Origin of the sequence: Ancylobacter crimeensis, from assembly GCF_023016805.1 — a bacterium.
GTDB classification, from domain to species: Bacteria; Pseudomonadota; Alphaproteobacteria; order Rhizobiales; family Xanthobacteraceae; genus Ancylobacter; species Ancylobacter crimeensis.
Genome location: NZ_JALKCH010000001.1, coordinates 251,450 through 272,789, shown reverse-complemented (window position 1 = coordinate 272,789; position 21,340 = coordinate 251,450). Strand labels below are relative to the sequence as shown.

The 21,340-nt window shown below is 68.6% G+C and carries 19 protein-coding genes and 1 riboswitch; of the genes, 6 read left to right on the top strand and 13 right to left on the bottom strand.

All coding sequences use genetic code 11. The features are described 5' to 3' along the window. Positions 1–183: 183 nt before the first annotated feature. From MWN34_RS01175 to MWN34_RS01165, 3 genes are all read right to left on the bottom strand, one after another. Complete coding sequence (locus tag MWN34_RS01175; protein ID WP_343311775.1) at positions 184–411, bottom strand: protease-associated domain-containing protein; 228 nt, start codon at positions 409–411, stop codon at positions 184–186. Between the two features lie 420 nt (positions 412–831). Further along, positions 832–2,643 (bottom strand): potassium/proton antiporter, encoded by a 1,812-nt coding sequence (locus MWN34_RS01170; RefSeq protein ID WP_247025795.1) that lies wholly within the window; start codon positions 2,641–2,643, stop codon positions 832–834. 318 nt (positions 2,644–2,961) lie between these two features. Beyond that, positions 2,962–4,212 carry a BaiN/RdsA family NAD(P)/FAD-dependent oxidoreductase gene (locus MWN34_RS01165; protein ID WP_247025794.1) on the bottom strand — a complete coding sequence of 417 codons (1,251 nt, stop codon included), beginning with the start codon at positions 4,210–4,212 and terminating at the stop codon, positions 2,962–2,964. A gap of 369 nt (positions 4,213–4,581) precedes the next feature. Here MWN34_RS01165 and MWN34_RS19545 point away from each other — a divergent pair, with 369 nt between their 5' ends. Then, positions 4,582–4,713 (top strand): hypothetical protein, encoded by a 132-nt coding sequence (locus tag MWN34_RS19545; RefSeq protein ID WP_281502804.1) that lies wholly within the window; start codon positions 4,582–4,584, stop codon positions 4,711–4,713. A gap of 122 nt (positions 4,714–4,835) precedes the next feature. Here MWN34_RS19545 and recJ read toward each other — a convergent pair whose 3' ends face one another. Next, the gene (recJ, locus tag MWN34_RS01160; RefSeq protein ID WP_247025793.1) at positions 4,836–6,659 is read right to left on the bottom strand and encodes a single-stranded-DNA-specific exonuclease RecJ; all 1,824 of its coding nucleotides are present in this window, start codon (positions 6,657–6,659) and stop codon (positions 4,836–4,838) included. A 341-nt stretch (positions 6,660–7,000) separates the two neighbouring features. Between recJ and MWN34_RS01155 the strand changes: the two genes are divergently transcribed. Further along, positions 7,001–8,383 carry an esterase-like activity of phytase family protein gene (locus MWN34_RS01155; RefSeq protein WP_247025792.1) on the top strand — a complete coding sequence of 461 codons (1,383 nt, stop codon included), beginning with the start codon at positions 7,001–7,003 and terminating at the stop codon, positions 8,381–8,383. Positions 8,384–8,524: 141 nt separating this feature from the next. Here MWN34_RS01155 and MWN34_RS01150 read toward each other — a convergent pair whose 3' ends face one another. Continuing rightward, entirely contained in the window at positions 8,525–9,391 is an 867-nt protein-coding gene (locus MWN34_RS01150) for a DMT family transporter (RefSeq protein ID WP_247025791.1), read from the bottom strand. Positions 9,392–9,614: 223 nt separating this feature from the next. Here MWN34_RS01150 and MWN34_RS01145 point away from each other — a divergent pair, with 223 nt between their 5' ends. After that, positions 9,615–10,337 (top strand): alpha/beta hydrolase, encoded by a 723-nt coding sequence (locus tag MWN34_RS01145; protein WP_247025790.1) that lies wholly within the window; start codon positions 9,615–9,617, stop codon positions 10,335–10,337. A gap of 121 nt (positions 10,338–10,458) precedes the next feature. On the opposite strand, the gene MWN34_RS01140 is transcribed toward MWN34_RS01145, so the two are convergent. From MWN34_RS01140 to MWN34_RS01125, 4 genes are all read right to left on the bottom strand, one after another. Beyond that, entirely contained in the window at positions 10,459–10,818 is a 360-nt protein-coding gene (locus MWN34_RS01140; RefSeq protein WP_247025789.1) for a hypothetical protein, read from the bottom strand. A gap of 306 nt (positions 10,819–11,124) precedes the next feature. After that, a complete protein-coding gene (gene glpX / locus MWN34_RS01135) occupies positions 11,125–12,120 on the bottom strand; it encodes a class II fructose-bisphosphatase (protein ID WP_247025788.1) in 996 nt (331 codons plus the stop codon). Between the two features lie 11 nt (positions 12,121–12,131). Further along, positions 12,132–13,451, bottom strand: coding sequence for a homoserine dehydrogenase (locus MWN34_RS01130; protein ID WP_247025787.1), 1,320 nt, complete (start codon positions 13,449–13,451; stop codon positions 12,132–12,134). 56 nt (positions 13,452–13,507) lie between these two features. Further along, complete coding sequence (locus MWN34_RS01125) at positions 13,508–14,725, bottom strand: LL-diaminopimelate aminotransferase (protein WP_247025786.1); 1,218 nt, start codon at positions 14,723–14,725, stop codon at positions 13,508–13,510. A 323-nt stretch (positions 14,726–15,048) separates the two neighbouring features. After that, a riboswitch (Fluoride riboswitch) is annotated at positions 15,049–15,129 on the top strand. Positions 15,130–15,245: 116 nt separating this feature from the next. Between MWN34_RS01125 and crcB the strand changes: the two genes are divergently transcribed. Beyond that, entirely contained in the window at positions 15,246–15,677 is a 432-nt protein-coding gene (gene crcB, locus MWN34_RS01120; RefSeq protein ID WP_247025785.1) for a fluoride efflux transporter CrcB, read from the top strand. A 178-nt stretch (positions 15,678–15,855) separates the two neighbouring features. Here crcB and MWN34_RS01115 read toward each other — a convergent pair whose 3' ends face one another. From MWN34_RS01115 to MWN34_RS01105, 3 genes are all read right to left on the bottom strand, one after another. Next, the gene (locus MWN34_RS01115) at positions 15,856–16,062 is read right to left on the bottom strand and encodes a hypothetical protein (RefSeq protein WP_247025784.1); all 207 of its coding nucleotides are present in this window, start codon (positions 16,060–16,062) and stop codon (positions 15,856–15,858) included. 15 nt (positions 16,063–16,077) lie between these two features. Continuing rightward, complete coding sequence (locus MWN34_RS01110; RefSeq protein WP_247025783.1) at positions 16,078–16,503, bottom strand: hypothetical protein; 426 nt, start codon at positions 16,501–16,503, stop codon at positions 16,078–16,080. Positions 16,504–16,606: 103 nt separating this feature from the next. After that, on the bottom strand, positions 16,607–17,107 hold the full coding sequence (locus MWN34_RS01105; RefSeq protein ID WP_247025782.1) for a hypothetical protein: 501 nt from the start codon (positions 17,105–17,107) through the stop codon (positions 16,607–16,609). A 238-nt stretch (positions 17,108–17,345) separates the two neighbouring features. Here MWN34_RS01105 and phaC point away from each other — a divergent pair, with 238 nt between their 5' ends. Next, positions 17,346–19,322 carry a class I poly(R)-hydroxyalkanoic acid synthase gene (gene phaC / locus MWN34_RS01100; RefSeq protein ID WP_247025781.1) on the top strand — a complete coding sequence of 659 codons (1,977 nt, stop codon included), beginning with the start codon at positions 17,346–17,348 and terminating at the stop codon, positions 19,320–19,322. Continuing rightward, positions 19,319–20,161, top strand: a complete 843-nt coding sequence (locus MWN34_RS01095; RefSeq protein ID WP_247025780.1) for a lysozyme inhibitor LprI family protein — start codon at positions 19,319–19,321, stop codon at positions 20,159–20,161. Before phaC ends, MWN34_RS01095 begins: the two co-directional genes overlap by 4 nt. 52 nt (positions 20,162–20,213) lie before the next feature. On the opposite strand, the gene argC is transcribed toward MWN34_RS01095, so the two are convergent. Then, entirely contained in the window at positions 20,214–21,269 is a 1,056-nt protein-coding gene (argC, locus tag MWN34_RS01090; protein ID WP_247025779.1) for an N-acetyl-gamma-glutamyl-phosphate reductase, read from the bottom strand. Between the last annotated feature and the right edge of the window lie 71 nt (positions 21,270–21,340).

Genomic DNA, 21,340 nt, shown 5'->3' with positions numbered 1-21,340 from the left:
CCCAGGGGCGCCCTCAGCGGCGCCTCGATGAAGCATGTCCTACGCCCTCGCAGATACCGCCTCAAGTACGTGGAAATAGATTGGAATTATTTCATATTCGATATTACGTACCGTCCTCAATAGGTTGGCGGCATTCATAGTCAATATTAGAGCGATTACAATATTTAATTGTTTAGAATGATTTTAGACTTTAGGGCTTTCCCCAAAGACAGACAGCGCCTCGCGCAACTCGGCGTCGGTCACGGTGGCGAGGGGCTTGAGGATCTTGGCGGCCTCGGTCCGCCGGCCGGGGCGCATGATCAGCACCACCGTTTCCGCGCCGCCGCAGGCCGGGTCGCCGCAGGCGATTTCGCTGATGGACAGCGTGGAATCCTCGCCGAGGCCGAGCAGGACGCGCGCCTTTTCGGCCATCTCGCGCGCTGTGTCGGGCGCCGCCTCGCCGCTGCGCCCCCGCCGAAAGAACAGTCGTGCCATCTGTGTCCCCGAAATACATCCTCGACCGCCCGCCGCTGCGCGCCAGCATGGCGGCGCGAAAACGGCGGCAGCGGGGCGAGCCGTCCGGAACATCGGCGCGGCGGGTTTCTTAGTATTCGTCAAATATTCCTAGATTGGAACTGTAACAATATGCGAAGATAGTTCTTGATAGACCTTCGCGTGCCACGTATTTATTTGCGCATCCGCTGAGCATCATTCCCGGCATGAACAACGGATCGTCTGCGAGGCCATCATCCCGGCAGGTCTCGTGGGCTAACGCGGGACGGCGGCACGCGCTCCCTCAGCCGTCGTCCCGCGTCACCCTCCCCGGCCTCGCCTTTTCACGATGCGCCTGCCTCAGCCGTGATGACGGCGGCGGGCCCGTTCGCGCGTCGTCCGACGCGGACCCAGCAGGCGGGCGAGCGCGGCGCCGTTCAGGATGTGGCGGTCGCGCTGGTGTTCCTCGTCATCCACCGAAAGGCCGGCCAGCGTCACCCGGTCATCCTCCACCGCCCGCACCACCAGCGTCGCCGTTCCGATATGCACCCGGTTGCCGATCATGGGGCGCTCATCGAAGCGTTCCGCGAACAGGCCGGCGATGGTGAGGTCACGCTCGTGGGGCTCCACCGGCAGGCCGTAGAGATCGGATATGGCGCCGAGCAGGATGTCGCCGCGGAACGGGAAGGCCGCCGCAAGCTCCACATCCGCCTGCCCCTCGCCCGGCACGAACAGCCGGTCCAGCCGCGCCACCCGCTCCGGCGGCGCCAGCAGATACGCATAGTCGCCATGGCGGGGCATGCCCGACTGCTCCGGGGTGAGAATGGCGCCATCGCGCACCACCAGCATCATCTGCGCCCAGTTCGGCACCGTGCCGTGGCTCAGGACCGGACTTCCGCGCACCACGTGATAAGCGACCAGCTCGTAGTCGAGCTGGCCGGGCAGGTCGATCTCGAAGCGCCGTGCCTCTTTGAGCGGCTCGGGCAAAGCGACATGGAACAACCGCGCCGCATAGGTCAGGGTCCAGCCCTGCAGCAGCAGCGAGACCAGCACCACGGTAAAGGCGACGTTGAAATACACCTCCGCGCTCGGCACCCCGGCCAGCGTCGGGATCGTGGCGAGGAAGATCGACACGGCCCCGCGCAGTCCCACCCAGGAGATATAGGCCTTCTCCTCCCGCTTGAAGCCGAACGGCGTGAGGCAGAGCCACACCGCCACCGGCCGCCCCACGGCGATCAGCACGGCCGCGAGCCCGATCGCCGGCAGCGCATAGGCCAGCACCTTGTCGGGCGAAACCAGCAGGCCGAGCATGACGAACATCACGAGCTGCGCCAGCCATGTCGCGGCGTCGTGGAAGCTGACGATGGAGGCGATGGCCCGCACCGGCCGGTTGCCGAGCACCAGCCCCGCCAGATACACCGCCAGGAAGCCGGAGCCCTCCGCCACTGCCGCCAGCCCGAAGATGAACAGCGCCGCGCCCACGGCGAGCAGCGGATGCAGGCCGCTCGGCAGATCGAACCGGTTCAGCAGCGCGGCGAGCCCCAGCCCGCCGGCGACGCCGATCGCCGCGCCCAGCACCGCCTGTTGCGCCAGCAGCAGCAACAGGTCCCAGCCCGGCACATGCTCACCGGCGGCTATGAGCTGCACCAGTACGATGGACAGGAAGATCGCGACCGGATCATTGGTCGCCGATTCGATCTCCAGCGTGGTGCCGACCCGCTTCCTCAGCTGCAGGCCGCCGGACTTGAGCAGGAAGAACACCGCCGCCGCATCGGTGGAGGCCACCACCGAGCCGACCAGCAGCCCCTGCAGCGGCGGCAGACGCAGCAGCAGGCAGGCCGCCAGCCCGACGATGGCCGCCGTTATCACCACCCCCGCCGTGGACAGCACCAGCGCCGGCGCCAGCGTGCCACGGAACGAGGCCATGCGGGTACGCAACCCGCCATCGAACAGGATGATCGCCAGCGCCGCCGAGCCGACCAGATAGGTGGCGCGGTAGTCGCTGAAATGGATCTGCCCCGGCCCGTCCTCCCCGGCCAGGATGCCGATGACGAGGAACACCAGCAGCAGCGGAGCGCCGAAGCGCGAGGCGACGAGGCTGGAGAAGATGCCGACCACCATGAGCGCCGCCGCGGCCAGCAGCAGCACATTGGTCAGCGTGATCGTCTCCATGGCGCGCACCCTCCTCGCCTTCCGGCCGCGCCGGGGCGACATTCAACCATTCATGAACGGCGGAGGGGAGTGGAAAAGAGCCGCTCGGGAACGATGCGGCGATGGGCAGCGCATCGCGGCTTTCGCAGGAGGTGCGGTGCGTAGGACGCCCCCGGAGGTCGCGGACGATCCCGGCTTGCGGTCCGACGGGATGACGACAGGAGGTGGAACGGCAACGTGTGACGGCAAGGGTTCCGCTGCCATCCCCATCCGTCATCGCGAATGGGCCATCGGTGCGATCCGGGAGCGCGCTCTACCGGGGGAACCCAGGAGCGCGGCCTACCAGCCGCCTTCCCAGCGCGCCGGCTCCTTCAGCCCCAGCCGCCGCAGCATGCCGCAGGCGGCGTGGTAGCCGGTGGCGAAGCTGGCCTGCAGCAGATAGCCGCCCGTGGGAGCCTCCCAGTCCAGCATCTCGCCGGCCGCGAACACGCCCGGCAGCGCGCGCAGCATCGACCCGTCGTCGAGTGCCCCGCGGGCGATGCCGCCGGCGGAGGAGATCGCGCGCTCCAGTCCGCTGATGCCCTCGACCTTGACCTTGACCCGCTTCACCGAGGCTGCGAGATCCCACGCATAGGGCGTCGGCGGGCCGGCTTCGCGCAGCAGCCCGATCGCCGCCGGCTCCAGCCCGGCCGCCTTGCGCAGCCGGTTGGTCTGGTTCTCGCCCTTGCGCGCCTCGGCGAGCCGGTCGGACAGGGCCTCGATGGCCATGTCCGGGCGCAGGTCGATGGTCAGCGTGGCATCCTCGCCCGCCGCGAGAGCGGCGCGCAGGGCGGCGGTCAGCGCATAGATCGGCCCGCCTTCCAGGCCGGTCGCCGTGATCATCGCCTCGCCGCGCACTGTCACGCCGCCGAGGCACACCGCGATGCGCTTCAGGGGGTGCCCGGCAAAGCGCTCGCGCAGGATGTCGCTCCACGCCACCCGCACACCGGCATTGGCGGAGACGAGCGGGGCGATCTCGACGCCGCGCCCGGCCAGCAGCGACACCCAGCCGCCGTCGCTGCCGAGCCGCGGCCAGCTCGCCCCGCCCAGCGCCAGCAGGCTGGCCTGCGCGGGCACGCTCTCCGCATCGGCGAAGGTGAGCGCGCCATCGGCGTCCCAGCCGGTCCACAGGCGCCGCGTCTCCAGCGTGACGCCGAGCCCGTCGAGGCGGCGCAGCCAGGCGCGCAGAAGCGGCGAGGCCTTGAAGCTCTTCGGGAACACCCGGCCCGAACTGCCGATGAAGGTCTCCTCGCCGAGCCCTTCGGCGAAACGCCGCAGACGGCTCGGGGGAAAGGCGTCGAGCAGGGGCGCCAGCCATTCCTCAGCCGCGCCGTAACGGGCGAGGAAGGTCTCGCGCGGCTCGGAATGGGTGAGGTTCAGCCCGCCGCGCCCCGCAAGCAGGAACTTGCGCGCCGGCGAGACCATGCGCTCGAAGATCCGCACCCGGCAGCCGGCCTCGGCCAGCGTCTCCGCCGCGATCAGCCCCGCCGGTCCGGCACCGACGACAGCGACGAGGGGGCGGACGGGATCGAAGGCAACGGGATCGGCCACGGGCATGCCTTGGGTCTGAGAGGTCGCGGAGCGTAGGCTGCGGGGATAGCGGGTCGGCGCGGGTCCGGCAACCGGATTGGCTGCGGGAGGGCCGCGGGCTCCGCGCCGCTGATGCCTCGGCCGCCACCTCGTCCGGCCGTCAGAACAGATCACGCATGATGACGTCGGCAAGGGACGTATTCCGTGCAGAGCGGACGCTGCCGGATGCGCCCGCTGTTTGATCTCGTCCATCGGCGGGGGGACTGACCAGCCGGCCCGGAAATAACGCCTCGTTGGCTTGGACAGAATGTCAAGCTGTCGAGATGGCCTGCGTGAGGTAGAAGCCCTCGCGACAGATCGCGTCAGGCAATAGGATGGAAGATATTCGAAATGGTCGACTGGTTTCCTTGGATCTTCCTTCCGTTCAAGATCATCGTTTTAGGCATCGGTATGTTCTTCGCCATCAAGTGGCATTACGATGAAGGAAAAAGAAGGAAGAACGGCAAGACAGGCGGCCGATAGGCGCCCGTCGACCATGCGCTCGGTGCCTCTCCGTCCAGCGCCCGTCGGCGATGAGCCGTCACGCCGGGCCGCGAGCGTCCGGAAGCGCCTGCGCCATGAAGCGCATGGCATGGCCGACCGCCTCAGGGCCGGTCCACCACCGCCGCGTCGCTCACCCGCAGGCTCACCTGCGAGCGGCCCTGCCAGCTGTCGATGTCCAGCGTGCCGGCGACGTGCATGAGCTGGCCGCGATTGGCCAGCAGGGCCTCGCCGAGCGGGGCGGTCGCCGCGCGGAAGGCGACGCCGGAGAGCATGGAGCCGTCCGGCGCCTTCAGCCGCACCCGCACATGGCCGGCGCTGAAGCTCTCCACATGCACCAGACGATGCGCGGGAAAGGCGAAGACCGGCTGCGGGTTGCCGGCGCCATAGGGCCCGGCACGCTCGATCAGTTCCACCAACTCGGGCGTCGCCGCGCCCGCCGAGAGGCCGCCGTCGATCGCCAGCTCATCCACCGCGCGGGCGTCCTCCACGGTCTCGGCCAGCGCCTCTTCCAGATAGGCCCTGAATGCGCCGAGCTTGTCGCGCGCCACGGTGAGGCCCGCCGCCATGGCATGGCCGCCGCCCTTCACCAGAAGCCCCGCCTCGACCGCACCGCGCACCGCCCGGCCGACATCGACGCCCGGAATGGAACGCGCCGAGCCGGCGCCGAGATCGCCGTTGAAGGCCACCGCAAAGGCCGGCCGGCTGAACCGCTCCTTTAGCCGCGCCGCCACCAGCCCGACCACGCCAGGATGCCAGCCCTGCCCGCTGGCGAGGATGACCGAGGCGCCCTCCCCGTCGATGCCGAGCGCGGCCTCCGCCTCGGCCTCGGCTTCCGCGAGGATCTGCTTTTCCACGACCTGCCGCTCGGTGTTCAGCCGGTCCAGCTCGGCGGCGATGGCGCCGGCCTCGATGGGATCCTGCGTCAGCAGCAGCCTGGTGCCGAGGGTCGCGTCGCCGATGCGCCCGCCCGCATTGATGCGCGGACCGAGCAGGAAGCCGAGATGCCAGCATTTCGGCGGCCCGGAGAGCCGCGCCACATCCATCAGCGCCGTGAGGCCCGGCCGCTCGCGCCGGCGCAGCATGGCGAGGCCGCGGGTGACGAAGGCGCGGTTGAGCCCGATGAGCGGCACCACGTCGGCGACCGTGCCCAGCGCCACGAGGTCGAGATACCGGCCAAGGTTCGGTTCCGGCCGCGCGTCGTTCCACCAGCCGCGCCGGCGCAGTTCGCGGCGCAGCCCCACCAACACCATCAGGACGAGGCCGGCGGCGCACAGGTGGCCGAGGCCGGACACGTCGTCCGCCCGGTTGGGATTGACGAGCGCGGCGACCTCGGGAAGCGTCTCGGCGGCCTGGTGATGATCGACGACCACCACCTCCATGCCGAGCGCACGGGTATGGGCGAAGGGCTCGAAGCTCAGCGTGCCGCAATCCACCGTCACCAGCAGGCGCACCCCGCGCTGCGCCAACGCCTCGATGGCCGGAATGTTGGGGCCGTAGCCCTCGAAGATGCGGTCCGGGATGTGGAACAGCGGATCGAGCCCAGCGGCGCGCAGCATCTCCACCATCAGCGCGGTGGAGGTCGCGCCATCGACGTCGTAATCGCCGAACACCGCGACCTGCTCGCCCCGTTCGGCAGCATCGGCGAGGCGCGCCACGGCGGCCGCCATGCCGGTGAGCGTGTCGGGGTCCGGCATCAGCCCTTCCCAGCGCGGATCGAGATAGCCGGGCACATCCTTGATGGCGACCCCGCGCCCGGCCAGCACGCGGGCGAGGATTTCCGGCACCCCGTGGCGCTGCACGATGGCGAGGCTGGCCTGTGCGGCGCGGACATCCAGCCGCTCGCGCCACAGTCGGCCGGCGGCGGAGCGTTCGATTCCAAGAAAGGGCCGCTGCGGCGGCAGGGCAGTGGGAAGCGCGAGACTCATGTGCCGCATAGAGCCAAAAGCTTGTGGCCGCGTCGAGGCCCCGTGACGCAAGCGGGCCTGCTCCTCTCGCATCATTTGCTGCGTCGCTGCAACCGGCTGTCGCCATGCTCGGCTGCGCGGCGCCGATCTGCGCCACGCCCGCGCGGTGCCGGACGCGGTGCCGCCGGCACAGGGCGGCACCCCGCGGCTCCGACGACATGGCTTCCGCTGACACGCGACCCCGACCGCACGGGACCCGACGACCCCGTGCATTGTCATCCCGCCGTCATCGCGGCGTTGCGCCAGCGACATGGCGCGGCGGCACAGGACAGGCCGTACCCCTCCCCCAAGGAGAACCGGCCATGATCCGTCTTCCGTCCCGCTCCCTGCGCGCGCTGCTCGGCAGTGTCGCACTTTCGGCGCTCGCCCTTGCCGCCGCTCCCGTCCGCGCCGACGATGCCGCCTTTCCGGCTACGCTCGCCGGCCATGCCGTGATGCCGGCCGAAAGCTTCATCGACATGCCCGCCGATGCGCCCGAGGATCTGAAGACCTCCGGCAAATACACCACCGGTGTGCGGGTGGATAAGATCGGCAGCGTCGAGGGCACCTCGGCCGGGCGGCCGACCGGCGTGTTCCTGCCCTTCAAGGGCCAGCCGCTGCAGGGCGATTCCGGCATCAAGAAAATGCCTGACGGCAGCTTTCTGATCCTCACCGACAACGGCATGGGCGCGAAGGCGAACAGCCCGGATTCCGCCCTGTATCTCAACCGCTACACTATCGACTGGAAGGCCGGCACCTTCGAGCGGCTGGAGACGATCTTCCTGCGCGACCCAGACCACAAGGTGCCGTTCCGCATCGTCCATGAGGACACCGGCCCGCGCTATCTCACCGGCGCCGACTTCGACCCCGAGAGCTTCCAGCCGATCGGCGAGCACATCTATATCGGCGAGGAGTTCGGTCCCTATCTCATCAAGGCCGACCGCAGCGGCACGGTGGTGCAGGTGTTCGAAAGCCGGCTCGGCGACACCAAGCTGCGCTCACCCGACCATTACGCCGTGACCTCCGCCGGCACGCCGGACGCGCCGCCCGCCGCCTTCAACATCCGCCGCTCCAAGGGCTTCGAGGGCATGGCGGCCTCGCCGGACGGACGCTTCCTCTATCCCCTTCTTGAAGGCCCGGTCTGGAATCCGCAGACAACGAGCTACGAAAAGGATGAGGACGGCCGCGACGTGCTGCAGATCCTTGAATTCGACACGACGAAAGACGCGTGGACCGGCCGCCACTGGCTCTATCCGCTCGGCCAGAACGGCAACGCCATCGGCGACTTCAACATGATCGACGCCTCGACCGGCCTCATCATCGAGCGCGACAATGGCGAGGGCACGTCCGACAAGGTCTGCGCCGAGGGCAAGAAGGCGGCCGACTGCTTCCACGACCTCGCGAAATACAAGCGCATCGTGAAGATCGAGATGACCGACGCCAATCAGGGCGGTGCGGTCCGCAAGATCGGCCATATCGACCTGATGGCGATCGAGGACCCGAACCACCTCTCCCGCAAGCCGCTGACCAACGGCAAGCTCGCCTTCCCGTTCTTCACCATCGAGGATGTGGACGTGGTCGACGCCACCCACATCGTGGTCGGCAACGACAACAACCTGCCCTTTTCCTCCAGCCGCGACCCGAAGAAGGCGGACGACAACGAGCTGATCCTGCTCGAGGTCGGGGATTTCCTGAAGGCGAAATAAAGCCGGCAAAGATTCGTCGCGGTTCCCTCACCCGTCATCCCGGATCGACCCGCGATCGTCCGGGATGACGGCAAGGGAAAAGGAGGCGAGGAAAATGGCGGGAGCGGCGGGAGCGCGGCGCGACGGCGCCTGCTCCTTCTCTCAAGCCCGCTCGGGCACCGCCGCCGCACGCTCGGGACGCAGGATGAGGGCGACGCCAGCCATCATCACGACCGAGCCCACCAGCTTCACCGGTGCCGGCAGCTCGCCGAGCATCAGGATGCCGAACAACACGCTGAGCAGCGGGTTCAGCATGGAATAGGGCACCACCGTATTGATCGGATGGCGTTGCAGCAGCCAGTACCAGATGCCATAGGCGATGATGGACGACATGATCGCGCTGTAGACGATGCACAGCCAGCCGTGCCAGCTCGCGGTGTGCAGCGAGGCGAGCTGATCGTGCTCCAGAAAGAACGAGGCGAGCATCAGCTGCGGCGCGGCGAACAGCGAGGACCAGCCCATCATGGTGAGAGGCTGGATCTTCGGCATGCTCTTGATGATGAGGTTGGTCACAGCCCAGCCGGTCGCGCTCAGCAGCAGCAGGGCCAGCGGCAGCGGCGCGGGCAGGGTCGGCCCGGCGGCGAGCACCACGATGCCCACCACCGACAGCGCGAGCCCGATCATGCGCAGCGGGCCGAAGCGTTCCTTGAACACGATGCAGGCCAGCACGGTGGCGATCGGGGCGCCGAGCTGGACCAGGATCGAGGAGGTGCCGGCCTCGGCCATCGACAACGCGATGAACAGCAGGCCGAAATGCATGATGCCGAAGGTGACCGACACCACCAGCACCCACGGCAATTGCTGCCGGGTGAGCCGGGTGAAGGGTGCCACCAGCGCCGCCACGAGCATGAAGCGCAGCGCGCTGATGAAGATGGGCGGGATCTCCGCCGTGCCCAGCTTGACGATGATGATGTTAAGCGCCCACGCGCAGACGACGGCGATGGCGAGCAGCTTGTCTCTGAAGGGCATGGGGCAACCGCACGGCCGCGCGGTCCGAAGGGATCGCGGGAGGCATCCGACGTAACCCGCCCGACGCCGGAAGTAAAAGCCGGAGTGGTGATACCAGCCCTGCGTCCTGCACATAAGCTGCTCATGATCACGCCGCAATCATCGGAAAAGCTGATCGTTACTCCGGTGCCGTCCTTTCGCTGTCGAGCTTGCTCCCGGCGCCCGCGCGGTTAATGTGCCGGCCATGCTCGACCTTTCGCTTGCCGGACGGCTCACCTTCACCCACCGCACCCCCACTTTGCCCGCGCTGGCGCCGGGCGGGCACGATCTCGGCCTCTTCGCCGAGCGCGACGCCGTGCTGATCGTGCCGGAGGGCGTCGATCCGCGCGCGCCGACGCCGCTGGTCACGCTGTTCCACGGCGGCGGCGGCAGCGCGGAAAAGATCATGCCGATCCTGCGCACGCACGCCGAGGAACGCGGCTTCCTGCTGCTGGTGCCGCAATCGCTGTTTCCGACATGGGACATCGTGATCGCCGGCAACGGGCCGGACCGCGAGCGGCTCGACACCGCGCTCGCCTTCGTGGCCGACCGATTCGCGCTCGACCCGACGCATTTCGCCTTTTCCGGCCATTCGGACGGCGGCAGCTACGCGCTCTCCACGGGCCTGTCGAACGGTCGGCTCGTCAGCCACATCATGGCGTTCTCGGCCGGCTTCATGACCGTGCTGGCGCAGGAGGGCGAGCCGAAGGTGTTCATCGCGCACGGCCGGCAGGACACCCAGACGCCCATCGACACCGCCGGCCGCTCCCACGCCGCCAAGCTGCGCGCGGCAGGCTACGATCTGCTCTATCTGGAATATGACGGCCCCCACGCCTCCCAGCCGCCAATGGTGCGGATCGGCGTGGACTTCTTCATGGGCGGCAAGGGGCGAACGGTGGCGGAGCTGCGGGCGGGCGCAGCGTCGTAGCGATACGCGCTTCGCCCGCCGTCATCCCGGCCGCAGGCGCAGCCGGCGGCGAGCGATCCCGGAGCGGCCTGGGCCGTCCGGGATGCGGGCAATAAAGCCGCGCGCCTTTGCCCGGAAGACGTCAGCTCGGCTTCTTCGCCGCCTTGGTCAGCTCGACGACCTGGCCCTCGATCTCGTCGATCAGCTTCACGAAGGCTTCGGGGCCGGAGGACAGGGCGTTCTGCACCTCGGTCGCCCAGGTCGAGCGGCGCAGGGTGAAGGTCGTCACGGCCGAGGAAGAGCCGAACTTCGTGGTAAGGTGGTCGGCGATCTTGAAGGGCACGGCTTCCAGCGCGAGATAGCGCGAGGTCTCGTTGTCCTTCACGAAGGCGGCGAAGGCGGCGGCGAAACCCTTGTAGTCGTCGGCCGCGAGCTTTGCGTCGAAATCGGCGAAGAGCGGCACCAGCGGCGAATGATGGCCCTGGGTCTGAGATGCGGGCATGGGTCGTTCCCTTTTCTACCTGTCGTCGGCACCCGGTCGAGGGCACCGGCAGCGCCTTCTGGTATACAGAACACAGGTCATAGGACCAAGAGCCCACATGGTCGAAACGCCGCAGGTCACGTCACAGCGGCGGCAGTTGCCAGCCGTCATGGACAGCCGCGGGCAGCGGCGCGCTGCAACCTCGCCACGCGGACGCCGGCTTGACCGCGCCGCGCCAACGGCGCCGGGCGCCTAAACGAACCCGGCGTGGAAAAGGGCGCCGAAGCGCCCTTCCCTCTCCGTGTCATACGGCAGGCCGACCCCGGCTCAACCGAGCTGGAACTTCGAGAAGTCCCGGTGCTCGGCCTCGATCCAGCGCACGGTGCCGGAGGCGGAGCGCATCACGACCGTGTGGGTCTTGATGACGTCCTTGCCGTATTTCACGCCCTTCAGCAGGTTGCCGGTGGTCACGCCGGTCGCCGCGAACAGGCAGTCGCCGCGCACCATGTCGGTGACCTCGTAGATCTTCTTGCCGTCGGCGACGCCCATCTTGCGGGCGCGCTCGCGCTTCTCCTCGCTGTCGAGGATGAGGCGGGTGTACATCTCGCCGCCGATGCAGCGCAGCGCCGCGGCCGCAAGCACACCTTCCGGAGCGCCGCCGGTGCCCATATAGATGTCGACGCCGGTCTCCTCCGGGTCGGAGGTATGGATCACGCCGGCCACGTCGCCGTCGGTGATGAGCTGCACCGAGGCGCCTGTCGCGCGCACCGCTTCGATGATCGCGGCATGGCGCGGGCGGTCGAGGATCAGGGCGTTGATCTCGGACGGCTTCACGCCCTTGGCGCGGGCCAGCGAGTGGATGTTCTCGGCCGGGCTGGCGTCGAGGCTGATCGTGCCCTTCGGGTAACCGGGGCCGATCGCGATCTTTTCCATGTAGACGTCGGGGGCGTAGAGCAGCGTGCCGCCCTCGGCCATCGCCATCACCGCGATGGAGCCGGGCATGTTCTTGGCGCAGAGGGTGGTGCCCTCCAGCGGGTCGACCGCGATGTCCACCGGCGGGCCCTGCCGGGTGCCGACCTCCTCGCCGATATAGAGCATCGGCGCCTCGTCGCGCTCACCCTCGCCGATGACGATGCGCCCGGTGATCGGCAGGCGGTTCAGCTCGCGGCGCATGGCGTCCACCGCGGCCTTGTCCGCCGCCTTCTCGTCGCCGCGCCCGCGCAGATGTGCCGAGCACACAGCCGCGCGCTCGGTGACGCGGACCAGTTCGAGCGTCAGGATGCGCTCGAGCGCCTGGCTCGCCTTGACCGTGATTTCCGCCATCGTGAAGCCCCTCAATCCTTCTCTATTCGAATCATCTGCGGCGGCGCCGTGATGACGCCGTCCGCCTCGATGGCGGCGATCGCCCGGCGCACCGCCTCTTCCGTCGTGGCATAGGTGATCAGCACCACCGGCGCCGGATCCGCCGCCGCATCGGCGCGCTCCCCGCCATGGGGGCGGCCGCGACGGTGCTGCATGATGGATTCGAGCGAGATGTTCTGCTCGGCCATGTGGCGGGCGATGGTCGCCGCGCTGCCCGGCCGGTCCACCACGGCGAGACGGATGTAGTAGCCGCCCTCATGGCCCTGGATCGCCACCAGCTCGGCGGGACGCAGCGCCGACGCCGCGATGCCGAAGGGCTTCGCGCCGCGCCCGGCCGCGATGTCGGCGAGATCCGCGACCACCGCCGAGGCCGTGGCATCGCCGCCCGCGCCGGGGCCGACGAGGGTGAGCGCCACCGCGTCGCCGTCCACCGCCACCGCATTGGTGACGCCGGACACCTGCGCGATGGGCCAGTGCTTCGGCACCATGGTCGGGTGCACGCGCTGCTCGACGCCGGTCGCGGTGCGCAGGGCGACGCCCAGCAGTTTCACCCGGTAGCCGAGTTCTTCCGCCGCGTTGAGATCGGCCAGCGTGATCGAGCGGATGCCCTCGATGTGGATCGCCTCCGGGTCCGGGGCGAGCCCGAAGGCGAGGCTGGCGAGGATGGCGAGCTTGTGGGCGGTGTCGAAGCCGTCGACATCGAAGGTCGGGTCGGCCTCGGCATAGCCCAGCGCCTGCGCCTCGGCGAGCGCGGCCTCGAAGGAGACGCCCTCGTCCTGCATCTTGGTGAGGATGAAGTTGCAGGTGCCGTTGAGGATGCCGGAGACGCGCTCGATCTCGTTGCCGATCAGCGCCTCGCGCAGCGTTTTGACCACGGGTATTCCCCCGGCCACCGCCGCCTCGAAATAGAGCCCGGCGCCGGACGCTTCCGCGGCCGCGGCAAGCGCGATTCCGTGATGGGCGAGCAGCGCCTTGTTGGCGGTCACCACCGGCGTGCCGGCCCCGAGCGCGGCTTCCACCGCGGCGCGAGCCGGGCCGTCATGGCCGCCGATCAGTTCGACGAACACGTCGATGTCGGGATCTTTCGCCAGCGCGACCGGATCGTCGAACCAGCGGACGGAGGAGAGATCGCAGTCGCGGGGACGGTTGCGGTCGCGCGCACTCACCGCCACCACCTCGACGGCACGGCCGGTCGCGGCCGCTAATCCGTCGCGGCGGCGGGCAAGCATGCGAACGACCCCGCTCCCGACCGTGCCGAGGCCGGCCAAGCCAATCCTGAGGGGCGACGCCATATGAACTTCCGGACGCAACAGCTTGAAGGAGCGGCGCTGTCCGGAAGGTCCGAACGTCAGCGCGCCGCGGCGAGGGGAACCACGTTGTGCAACGTTTCCGCCCCCGTTTCAAGGAACCGGCGGATGTTGCGCGCAGCCTGTCGAATACGCTGCTCGTTCTCCACCATGGCGATGCGCACATAGCCGTCGCCATGCTCGCCGAAGCCGACGCCGGGGGCCACCGCCACCTCCGCCTTCTCGATCAGCAGCTTGGCGAATTCGACGCTGCCGAGATCGCGGAACTTCTCGGGGATCGGCGCCCAGGCGAACATCGAGGCGTTCGGCACCGGTATGTCGAAGCCGGCCTTGCCGAAGCTGTCCACCAGCACGTCGCGGCGCTTCTTGTACACAGCCCGCATCTCGGCGATGCAGTCCTGCGGGCCGTTGAGAGCGGCGGTGGCGGCGACCTGGATCGGGGTGTACGCGCCGTAGTCGAGATAGGACTTCACCCGGCCCAGCGCGGCGATCAGGCGCTCATTGCCGACCGCGAAGCCCATGCGCCAGCCGGCCATGGAGAAGGTCTTGGACATGGAGGTGAACTCCACCGTCACGTCCATCGCGCCCGGCACCTGCAGCACCGAGGGGGGCGGGTTGTCGTCGAAATAGACCTCGGAATAAGCGAGGTCGGAGAGCACGATCAGGTCGTGCTTCTTCGCGAAGGCGACCACGTCGCGGTAGAAATCGAGATCGGCCACCTGCGCCGTCGGATTGGACGGGTAGCAGAGCACGAGGGCGAGCGGCGAGGGAATCGAATGGGCGACCGCGCGCTCAAGCGCGTGGAAGAACTCCGGCCCCGGCTCGCAGGGCACCGAGCGGATCGCCGCGCCCGCCATCAGGAAGCCGAAGGCGTGGATCGGGTAGGACGGGTTCGGCACCAGGATCACGTCGCCCGGCGCGGTGATGGCCTGCGCCATGTTGGCGAAGCCTTCCTTCGAGCCCAGCGTCGCGACGACATGCTTGTCTGGGTCGAGCTTCACGCCGAAGCGGCGCTCGTAATAGGCGGCCTGCGCGCGGCGCAGGCCGGGAATGCCCTTGGAGGCGGAGTAGCGGTCGGTGCGCGGCTTGCCGATCGTCTCCTTCAGCTTCTCCGCCACATGGGCCGGGGCGTCGAGGTCGGGATTGCCCATGCCGAGGTCCACGATGTCGGCGCCGGCGTTGCGAGCGGCGGCCTTCACGCGGTTGACCTGCTCGAAGACGTAGGGCGGCAGCCGGCGGATACGGTGGAAGTCGGTCATGGTCTTTGACTCGAGCGCAGGGACGAGATCGGGGATGATGGCGAAAGGGTTCCTCGCTGCCGTCCTTCTGGCGAGGACGTGCAGGAACGGAGCGTCATAGCAAAATATCGGCGCACGTCACGCAGCAATGCCGCTTCATGTTGGCGGAACTAGGGTGAACGGAGCGTTACCCCGCGCGACAACACCGCGCAGGCGGGCCACGCACGCGGCGTCGGGCGGCTTCATGCCGGCGCGCTGGCGCGCGTTTCCTTCCATTTCGGCCGGGATGGCACCTCGCTTTCGCCGCCGGGCATTGCGGCCAAACCGCCCTCTCGCCTATGCTGCTCCACGATGGGGATGGGGTCCCCCCGAAACCGCCCACGGGTCCCGCAGGGACGCGAAGGGCTGATGACTCCTGCCAGCAACGGGCCTTCCCGGCCCGGCCGGCGGGAGCGTGCCCTCACCTCCCCTCGTGCCGGCGGGCAGCGTCCGCCACCCGCGACCCGACCTTTCGGGCTGTCCGCAAGCATGAGGAGCGTTCATGTCGTTTACCACCTGCCTTCTGGTCATGCTCGGAGGGGCTCTCGGCACGCTGGGGCGCTACACCGTTTCGGTGCTCGCAGCGCCCATCAGCCGCGACCTGCCGTGGGGCACGATCCTCATCAACGTCACCGGCTCCTTCATCATCGGCCTGTTCGGCACGCTGACCCTCGCCTCCGGGCGCTTTCCGGTGTCGGAGAATCTGCGCCTGTTCGTGATGATCGGGCTGTGCGGAGGCTACACCACCTTCTCCTCCTTCAGCCTTCAGACGTTGGACCTGATGCGGAACGGCGCGATGCTGCGGGCGCTGGTGAATATCGGCGGCTCGGTGGCGCTGTGCATCGCGGCTGTGGCGCTCGGCCACGCGATCGCTTCGCATCTCAATGGCGGCGCCGCGCAGATCGCCCAGATCGCGATCGAGGAAGAGGCGTAGCCCGCCGGCTGCCCTCATGCCTCCATCAGGAGCCCGGCGCGCGGCACCGGGTGAAGGCGAGGGCGAGGGCGGGTGCGCGGTTGCCTGGAGGCGGGTCCTCACGCCCTGCGGCGTAGGCGGGGCGCCCCGGTTCGGGAGGACGCAACCGTCGCTCGGCCCGCTGCGCAGATGCTCTGGCCTATCCCTCGTCGCTCCAGATCGCCTCAAGGCGTCCGCCGTTCCGCCGGATCGCGGCTTCCCCCTGTTCGAGGCCCTGGATCACCTCACGCAACGCCTCCGTGCTGCAGTGCGCGAAAAGGCTTCGCATGTCTTCGTCGCCGCAACTCAAGGCCACGATGCGATCGAACAGAACGCGGCGCGCGCCACTGTCCTCGGCGCGTTCCACGATGGTCCCGCCCTCTCACTGTCCCGTTTTGCTGCCCTCGTCGTCGCTGCCGCCTTCGTCGCTTCCGCTGTCGTTCTGCTGCTGGCGGGCGGATTCCTGCTCGATGCGCCTCTGCACGGCGGCAACCTGCCCCCTGCCCTGCGATTCGAGGCTCGACTGCATCGCCGCCTGCCCCTTGGCGTCCAGCACAGGGCGAGCCTTGGGGTCGCGCGGCGGGGCGCCGAAGGTGGGAAAGGGGGCGTCGGTGTTCGGCGGCGGCGGGCGCAGCCAGGCGGCGAGGGGCGAGGTGCCCGGAGGCGTGCCGGGCGGCGTCGAGCAACCGGCGAGCAAAGCGCCGAAGCCGAGCGCCGCCAGCGCGAGGGCCGGTGAAAGGCGGCTGCGGGGCGTGCCGTCGGAGTGAGGACCCGCCCCGGCTCCGCCGCGCCGGGCGCGTGATGCCACGCCGGACCTCGCCATCCGAATCCCGGCGATCCGAAGCTCTCCGTTGCCCAGCTCCGCGATCCGAAGCCCTGCCATGCGAACCCTCCCCGTGTCGGCGCACCCTTTATGGCGCACCGCTCTCGCTACTGCCATATCGCGCCGCTATGATGCGGTCCATCGCGACGGCCTTTTCATGGCCGCATCGCCAGCAGCGGCGAGCGCGCGATAAGCCCGCGGTGAGTAACAGGAACGCGCCCGTGTCGCCTGCCCCCAGCCATTCGACAAACCCTGAGAACGCGGCCGAGACCGACATCAAGGCCGACGACGCCCTGCCGCTGGCCGCTGCACCGGCCGAACGGACCGATTCGCCCGCCGCCGCGCCGGCACGCAAGGCCACGAAGCCGCGAGCCTCAAGCGCGCAGCGCAAGACGGAAGGCGTGCATGCCCCCGCCGCGACAGCGCCGGCACAGGCCGGCCGTGCCGCGACGAAAACGCGGCCGACATCCACAGCCGCGAAGCCGGCCGGCAGGGCCGCGGCCGCGGTGAGCGCTCCGGCGCCGAAGGCAGGCGCGGCGCGCTCCACCCGCGCACCGGCGTCCATGAACGCGGGCGAAGGCACGGCCACGCAGATTTCGGACGCTCAGAAGGCCACGGGCGCCGCCGCCGGTCCGGGCGGGCGCAAGGGTGCACGCGAGCCCAACGGGCCACACGAGCGCAATCCGGGCGCAGCCGGAGCCCGGCCCACCCCCAGGACGGTCCCGAAACCCGCGCCCGCTCCAAGGCCCTCGCCCGCCACGAAACGCGCTTCAGGTGCTGTGCGCGGCGGCGCGTCCGCCAGCCTCGCGGCCCAGGTGGCGGCCGAAGTGTCGGCGCAGATGAAGGTGCAGATCGCCACCGCCGTCGCCGATGCCCTCTCCGCAGCCGCAGCCCCGAAGACCGCGGCCGAGCCGGCCAATCCCGCGACACACGCAAAATCTTCACCCCCGCCACCCGGCGCACAGCCCGCGGCGCGCCAGCCGACCGGCCCGGCAACGGCCCGGCCGGCCCCCGAGGCCGCGCAGTCTTCCGCCGGCGGCATCGACCTCGAAGCCTTCGCCGGCAATCTCGCCCGGCTGGTGGAGGAAGGCGGCAAGGCGATGGCCGCCTATCTGCGCCCCCGCGAGGACGGCACGGTGAAGGACGACATCGCCGAGGACATCGCCGATGTGATGAAGACGCTCGGCCATGTCGCCGAATACTGGCTGCTCGATCCCCAGCGCGCGGTCGATGCGCAGTCGCGGCTGATCGGCGGCTATCTCTCCCTGTGGTCCTCGACGCTGAAGCGGCTCGGCGGCGCCGACGAGCCGCCGGTCGCCACGCCCTCCCCGCGCGACAGCCGGTTCCAGGACCCGGAATGGTCCGCCAATCCCTTCTTCGACGCGCTGAAGCAGACCTACCTCCTCACCGCCAACTGGGCGGAAGGGCTGGTGAAGGAGGCGGAGGTCGACCCCCACACCAAGCAGAAGGCGGATTTCTACGTCCGCCAGATCGCCGGTGCGGTCTCGCCCTCCAATTTCGTGCTCACCAACCCGGAACTGCTGCGCACGACGCTGCAATCGAACGGCGAGAACCTTGTGCGCGGCATGAAGATGCTGGCCGAGGACATCGAGGCCGGCGGCGGCGAGCTGAAGATCCGCCAGACCGACAGCTCGAAGTTCAAGGTCGGGGGCAATCTCGCTTTGACGCCGGGCAAGGTGATCTTCCAGAACGAGCTGATGCAGCTCATCCAGTACAGCCCGGCCACCGAGACGGTGCTGCGGGTGCCGCTCGTCATCGTGCCGCCCTGGATCAACAAGTTCTACATCCTCGACCTGAACCCGGAGAAATCCTTCATCCGCTGGGCCGTCGAGCAGGGATTGACGGTGTTCGTCGTATCCTGGGTGAACCCGGACCCCTCGCTGCGCGACAAGGGGTTCGAGGACTACATGAAGGACGGCGTGCTGACCGCGATCGACATCGCGAAGAGCGCGGCGGGAACGGAAGACGTGAACGCGGTCGGCTATTGCGTCGGCGGCACCATGCTCGCCATCACGCTGGCCTGGCTGGCGGCGGCGAAAAAGGATGTCGGCATACGCTCGGCGACGTTCCTCACCACGCAGGTCGATTTCACCCAGGCCGGCGAGCTGAAGGTGTTCATCGACGAGGACCAGATCCAGAATCTCGAGCGCAAGATGCTGGAGAGCGGAGTCATGGAAGGCCGCACCATGGCGAACGCCTTCAACATGCTGCGCGCCAACGACCTGATCTGGCCCTATGTGGTGAACAACTACCTCAAGGGACAGGCGCCTTTCCCGTTCGACATGCTGTACTGGAATTCGGATTCCACCCGTCTGCCGGCGGCGAACCATTCCTTCTATTTGCGCAACTGCTATCTCGACAACCGGCTGGCCAAGGGCGAGCTGGAGCTGGCGGGGTACAGGCTCGACCTCTCGAAGATCAACCTGCCCACTTATTCGCTGGCGACGCGGGAAGACCACATCGCCCCCGCAGCCTCCGTCTATCTGGGCATGCAGCTTTTCGGCACGGCGGCGCGCTTCGTGCTGGCAGGGTCGGGACACATCGCCGGCGTGGTGAACCCGCCGTCGCGGGCGAAGTACCAGTACTGGACCGGCAAGGCCCCAGCCGGAAAGATCGAGGACTGGATCGCCGGCGCCGAGCAGCATCCCGGCTCCTGGTGGCCGGACTGGTTCGCCTGGCTGGAGGCGCAGGACGGCACCCGGGTCGCCGCGCGCATCCCGGGCGAAGGTCGCTATCCCCCGATCGAGGACGCGCCGGGCAGCTATGTGCGGGTGACGGCATGAACCGACCAAGGGTCCGGCGTGTGCGGCGGGAGGCTGGACTCATCGTCCTCCTCACTGCACTCATCGGCCTCGCCATTCTGCACGGTCCCGAGGCCCGCGCCGCGAGCTTCGATTGCACGAAAGCGAAGACGCCGGAGGAGCGCGCGATCTGCGCCGATCCGAAGCTGTCGGACCTCGATTCCCAGATGGGAGCGCTGTGGCAGCTCTACAGCCAGGTGCCGATGCTGATGGGCGGCACCGCCGAGCGCCGCGACGGCGCCCGCGCCTTCCTCGCCGCCCGCGCCAGATGCGGCAGCGACACGGCTTGCCTCAACGCACTCTACGTCGCGCGGATCGGAGCCTTGCGGGACGCGCTCAAGCCATTGCCATCAAACGAGAAATCAACACCTCCGGGAGCCACCGCCATCGCGACCCCCGCGCCGGCGCCGGGACCGGTGATGGAGCTCGTCGGGCGCTATTACGAGGCCTGCAACCGGCTCGGCGGCCGCCCGTCCGACAATTCCTTGCCGGACATGATGACCGCTGATCTCGACCATGACGGCCTGCCGGACTACGTGCTGAACCCGCAAAACCTGCACTGTATCGGCGCCTCGCCGGCCTTCTGCGCCAATGACGGCTGCGCCATCGACATCGCCCTGTCGAGCAAGGGCTACCAGCAGCCCGTCGAAGCGCGGGGCAGCATCCCCGTGCTTGTGCAAGGCACTGAAACGACGCGACTTTTCCTGAAGGTCAGCCGCTTCCAGTGCAATGCGGCGCCGGGCGCGGCGTGCTGGGCCGACTATCTCTGGGCCAATGGCGCGCTGACGCCCGCCTTCTCCACCAACCCGCCAGCGCCGTGAACGCAAAGGATCAGAAAACCTGCGTATCCATCTGATACGCAGGTTTTATTTTTCAGGGGAACAGCGCAATCTGCTCCAGCCCGAGCGTCTCGGGATAGCTGAGCATGACATTCATGTTCTGCACCGCCTGCCCCGACGCGCCCTTCACCAGATTATCGGTGGTCGAGATGACGATGACCCGCCCCGGCACGCGATCCTTGGCGACCCCGATGAAGCACATGTTCGAGCCCTTCACGAAGCGCGACTGCGGCACCTGCCCGAGCGGCAGAACATGCACAAAGGCTTCGGACGCATAGAAATCCGCCAGCACGCGATGAACGCCGGCCGCATCGACGCCGGGTGCGGTGTTCACATAGATCGTCGCATAGATGCCACGCGACATCGGGATAAGGTGCGGCGTGAAGCTCGGCACCACGCTGCGGCCGGCGGCCTTGGAATATTCCTGGTCGAGTTCCGCCGTATGCCGGTGCGAGCCGACGCCATAGGCATGCATGCCGTCCGTCACCTCGGTGTAGAGCAGCGACTCCTTCGCCGAACGCCCCGCCCCGGTGACCCCGCTCTTGGCGTCGACCACGATCACCGACGGATCGATCGCCCCCGCCTCGATCAACGGAACGACCGGCAGGATCGCGGTGGTGGTGTAGCAGCCCGGATTGGCGACCAGCCGCGCCTTGCGCACATCCTCGCGATACAGTTCGACGATGCCGTAGACGGCCTCCTGCTGCAGTTCCAGCGCCTGATGGGCGTGGCCGTACCACTCCTCATAGGCACCCGGATCGCGCAGACGGAAATCGGCTGAAAGATCAACGATCTTGAGCTGCGGATTGGCATCGAGCGTGCGCTTGATGACCTGCTGGGTGGTGCCGTGGGGCAACGCGCAGAAGGCGAGATCGACGCCCGTCCAGTCCACCTCGTCGATGGTCACCAGCGGCGGCAGGGTCAGCGGAGCGAATTGCGGGAACACCTCCGCCATGCTCTGACCCGCCTTGCGGTCGGCCGTGAGGGCGACGATGGACACGCGCGGATGGCGGGCCAGAAGGCGCACCAGCTCGGCGCCGGTATAGCCCGAGGCTCCCAGGATCGCGATGCGCGCTTTCGTCTCCGTCATGGCTCTTATCCCTGATCTGGCGGCACTGCAGGCGGACATTCCGCGTCGAGCACCGGGTTCGGCCACTTACA

What these genes read in the sequence shown, in the direction of transcription:
- MWN34_RS01175 (WP_343311775.1), bottom strand. Translation starts at nt 411, where the DNA reads ATGGCCGAAAAGGCGCGCGTCCTGCTCGGCCTCGGCGAGGATTCCACG.
- MWN34_RS01170 (WP_247025795.1), bottom strand. Translation starts at nt 2,643, where the DNA reads ATGGAGACGATCACGCTGACCAATGTGCTGCTGCTGGCCGCGGCGGCG.
- MWN34_RS19545 (WP_281502804.1), top strand. Translation starts at nt 4,582, where the DNA reads ATGGTCGACTGGTTTCCTTGGATCTTCCTTCCGTTCAAGATCATCGTT.
- recJ (WP_247025793.1), bottom strand. Translation starts at nt 6,659, where the DNA reads ATGAGTCTCGCGCTTCCCACTGCCCTGCCGCCGCAGCGGCCCTTTCTT.
- MWN34_RS01155 (WP_247025792.1), top strand. Translation starts at nt 7,001, where the DNA reads ATGATCCGTCTTCCGTCCCGCTCCCTGCGCGCGCTGCTCGGCAGTGTC.
- MWN34_RS01150 (WP_247025791.1), bottom strand. Translation starts at nt 9,391, where the DNA reads ATGCCCTTCAGAGACAAGCTGCTCGCCATCGCCGTCGTCTGCGCGTGG.
- MWN34_RS01145 (WP_247025790.1), top strand. Translation starts at nt 9,615, where the DNA reads ATGCTCGACCTTTCGCTTGCCGGACGGCTCACCTTCACCCACCGCACC.
- MWN34_RS01140 (WP_247025789.1), bottom strand. Translation starts at nt 10,818, where the DNA reads ATGCCCGCATCTCAGACCCAGGGCCATCATTCGCCGCTGGTGCCGCTC.
- glpX (WP_247025788.1), bottom strand. Translation starts at nt 12,120, where the DNA reads ATGGCGGAAATCACGGTCAAGGCGAGCCAGGCGCTCGAGCGCATCCTG.
- MWN34_RS01130 (WP_247025787.1), bottom strand. Translation starts at nt 13,451, where the DNA reads ATGGCGTCGCCCCTCAGGATTGGCTTGGCCGGCCTCGGCACGGTCGGG.
- MWN34_RS01125 (WP_247025786.1), bottom strand. Translation starts at nt 14,725, where the DNA reads ATGACCGACTTCCACCGTATCCGCCGGCTGCCGCCCTACGTCTTCGAG.
- crcB (WP_247025785.1), top strand. Translation starts at nt 15,246, where the DNA reads ATGTCGTTTACCACCTGCCTTCTGGTCATGCTCGGAGGGGCTCTCGGC.
- MWN34_RS01095 (WP_247025780.1), top strand. Translation starts at nt 19,319, where the DNA reads ATGAACCGACCAAGGGTCCGGCGTGTGCGGCGGGAGGCTGGACTCATC.
- argC (WP_247025779.1), bottom strand. Translation starts at nt 21,269, where the DNA reads ATGACGGAGACGAAAGCGCGCATCGCGATCCTGGGAGCCTCGGGCTAT.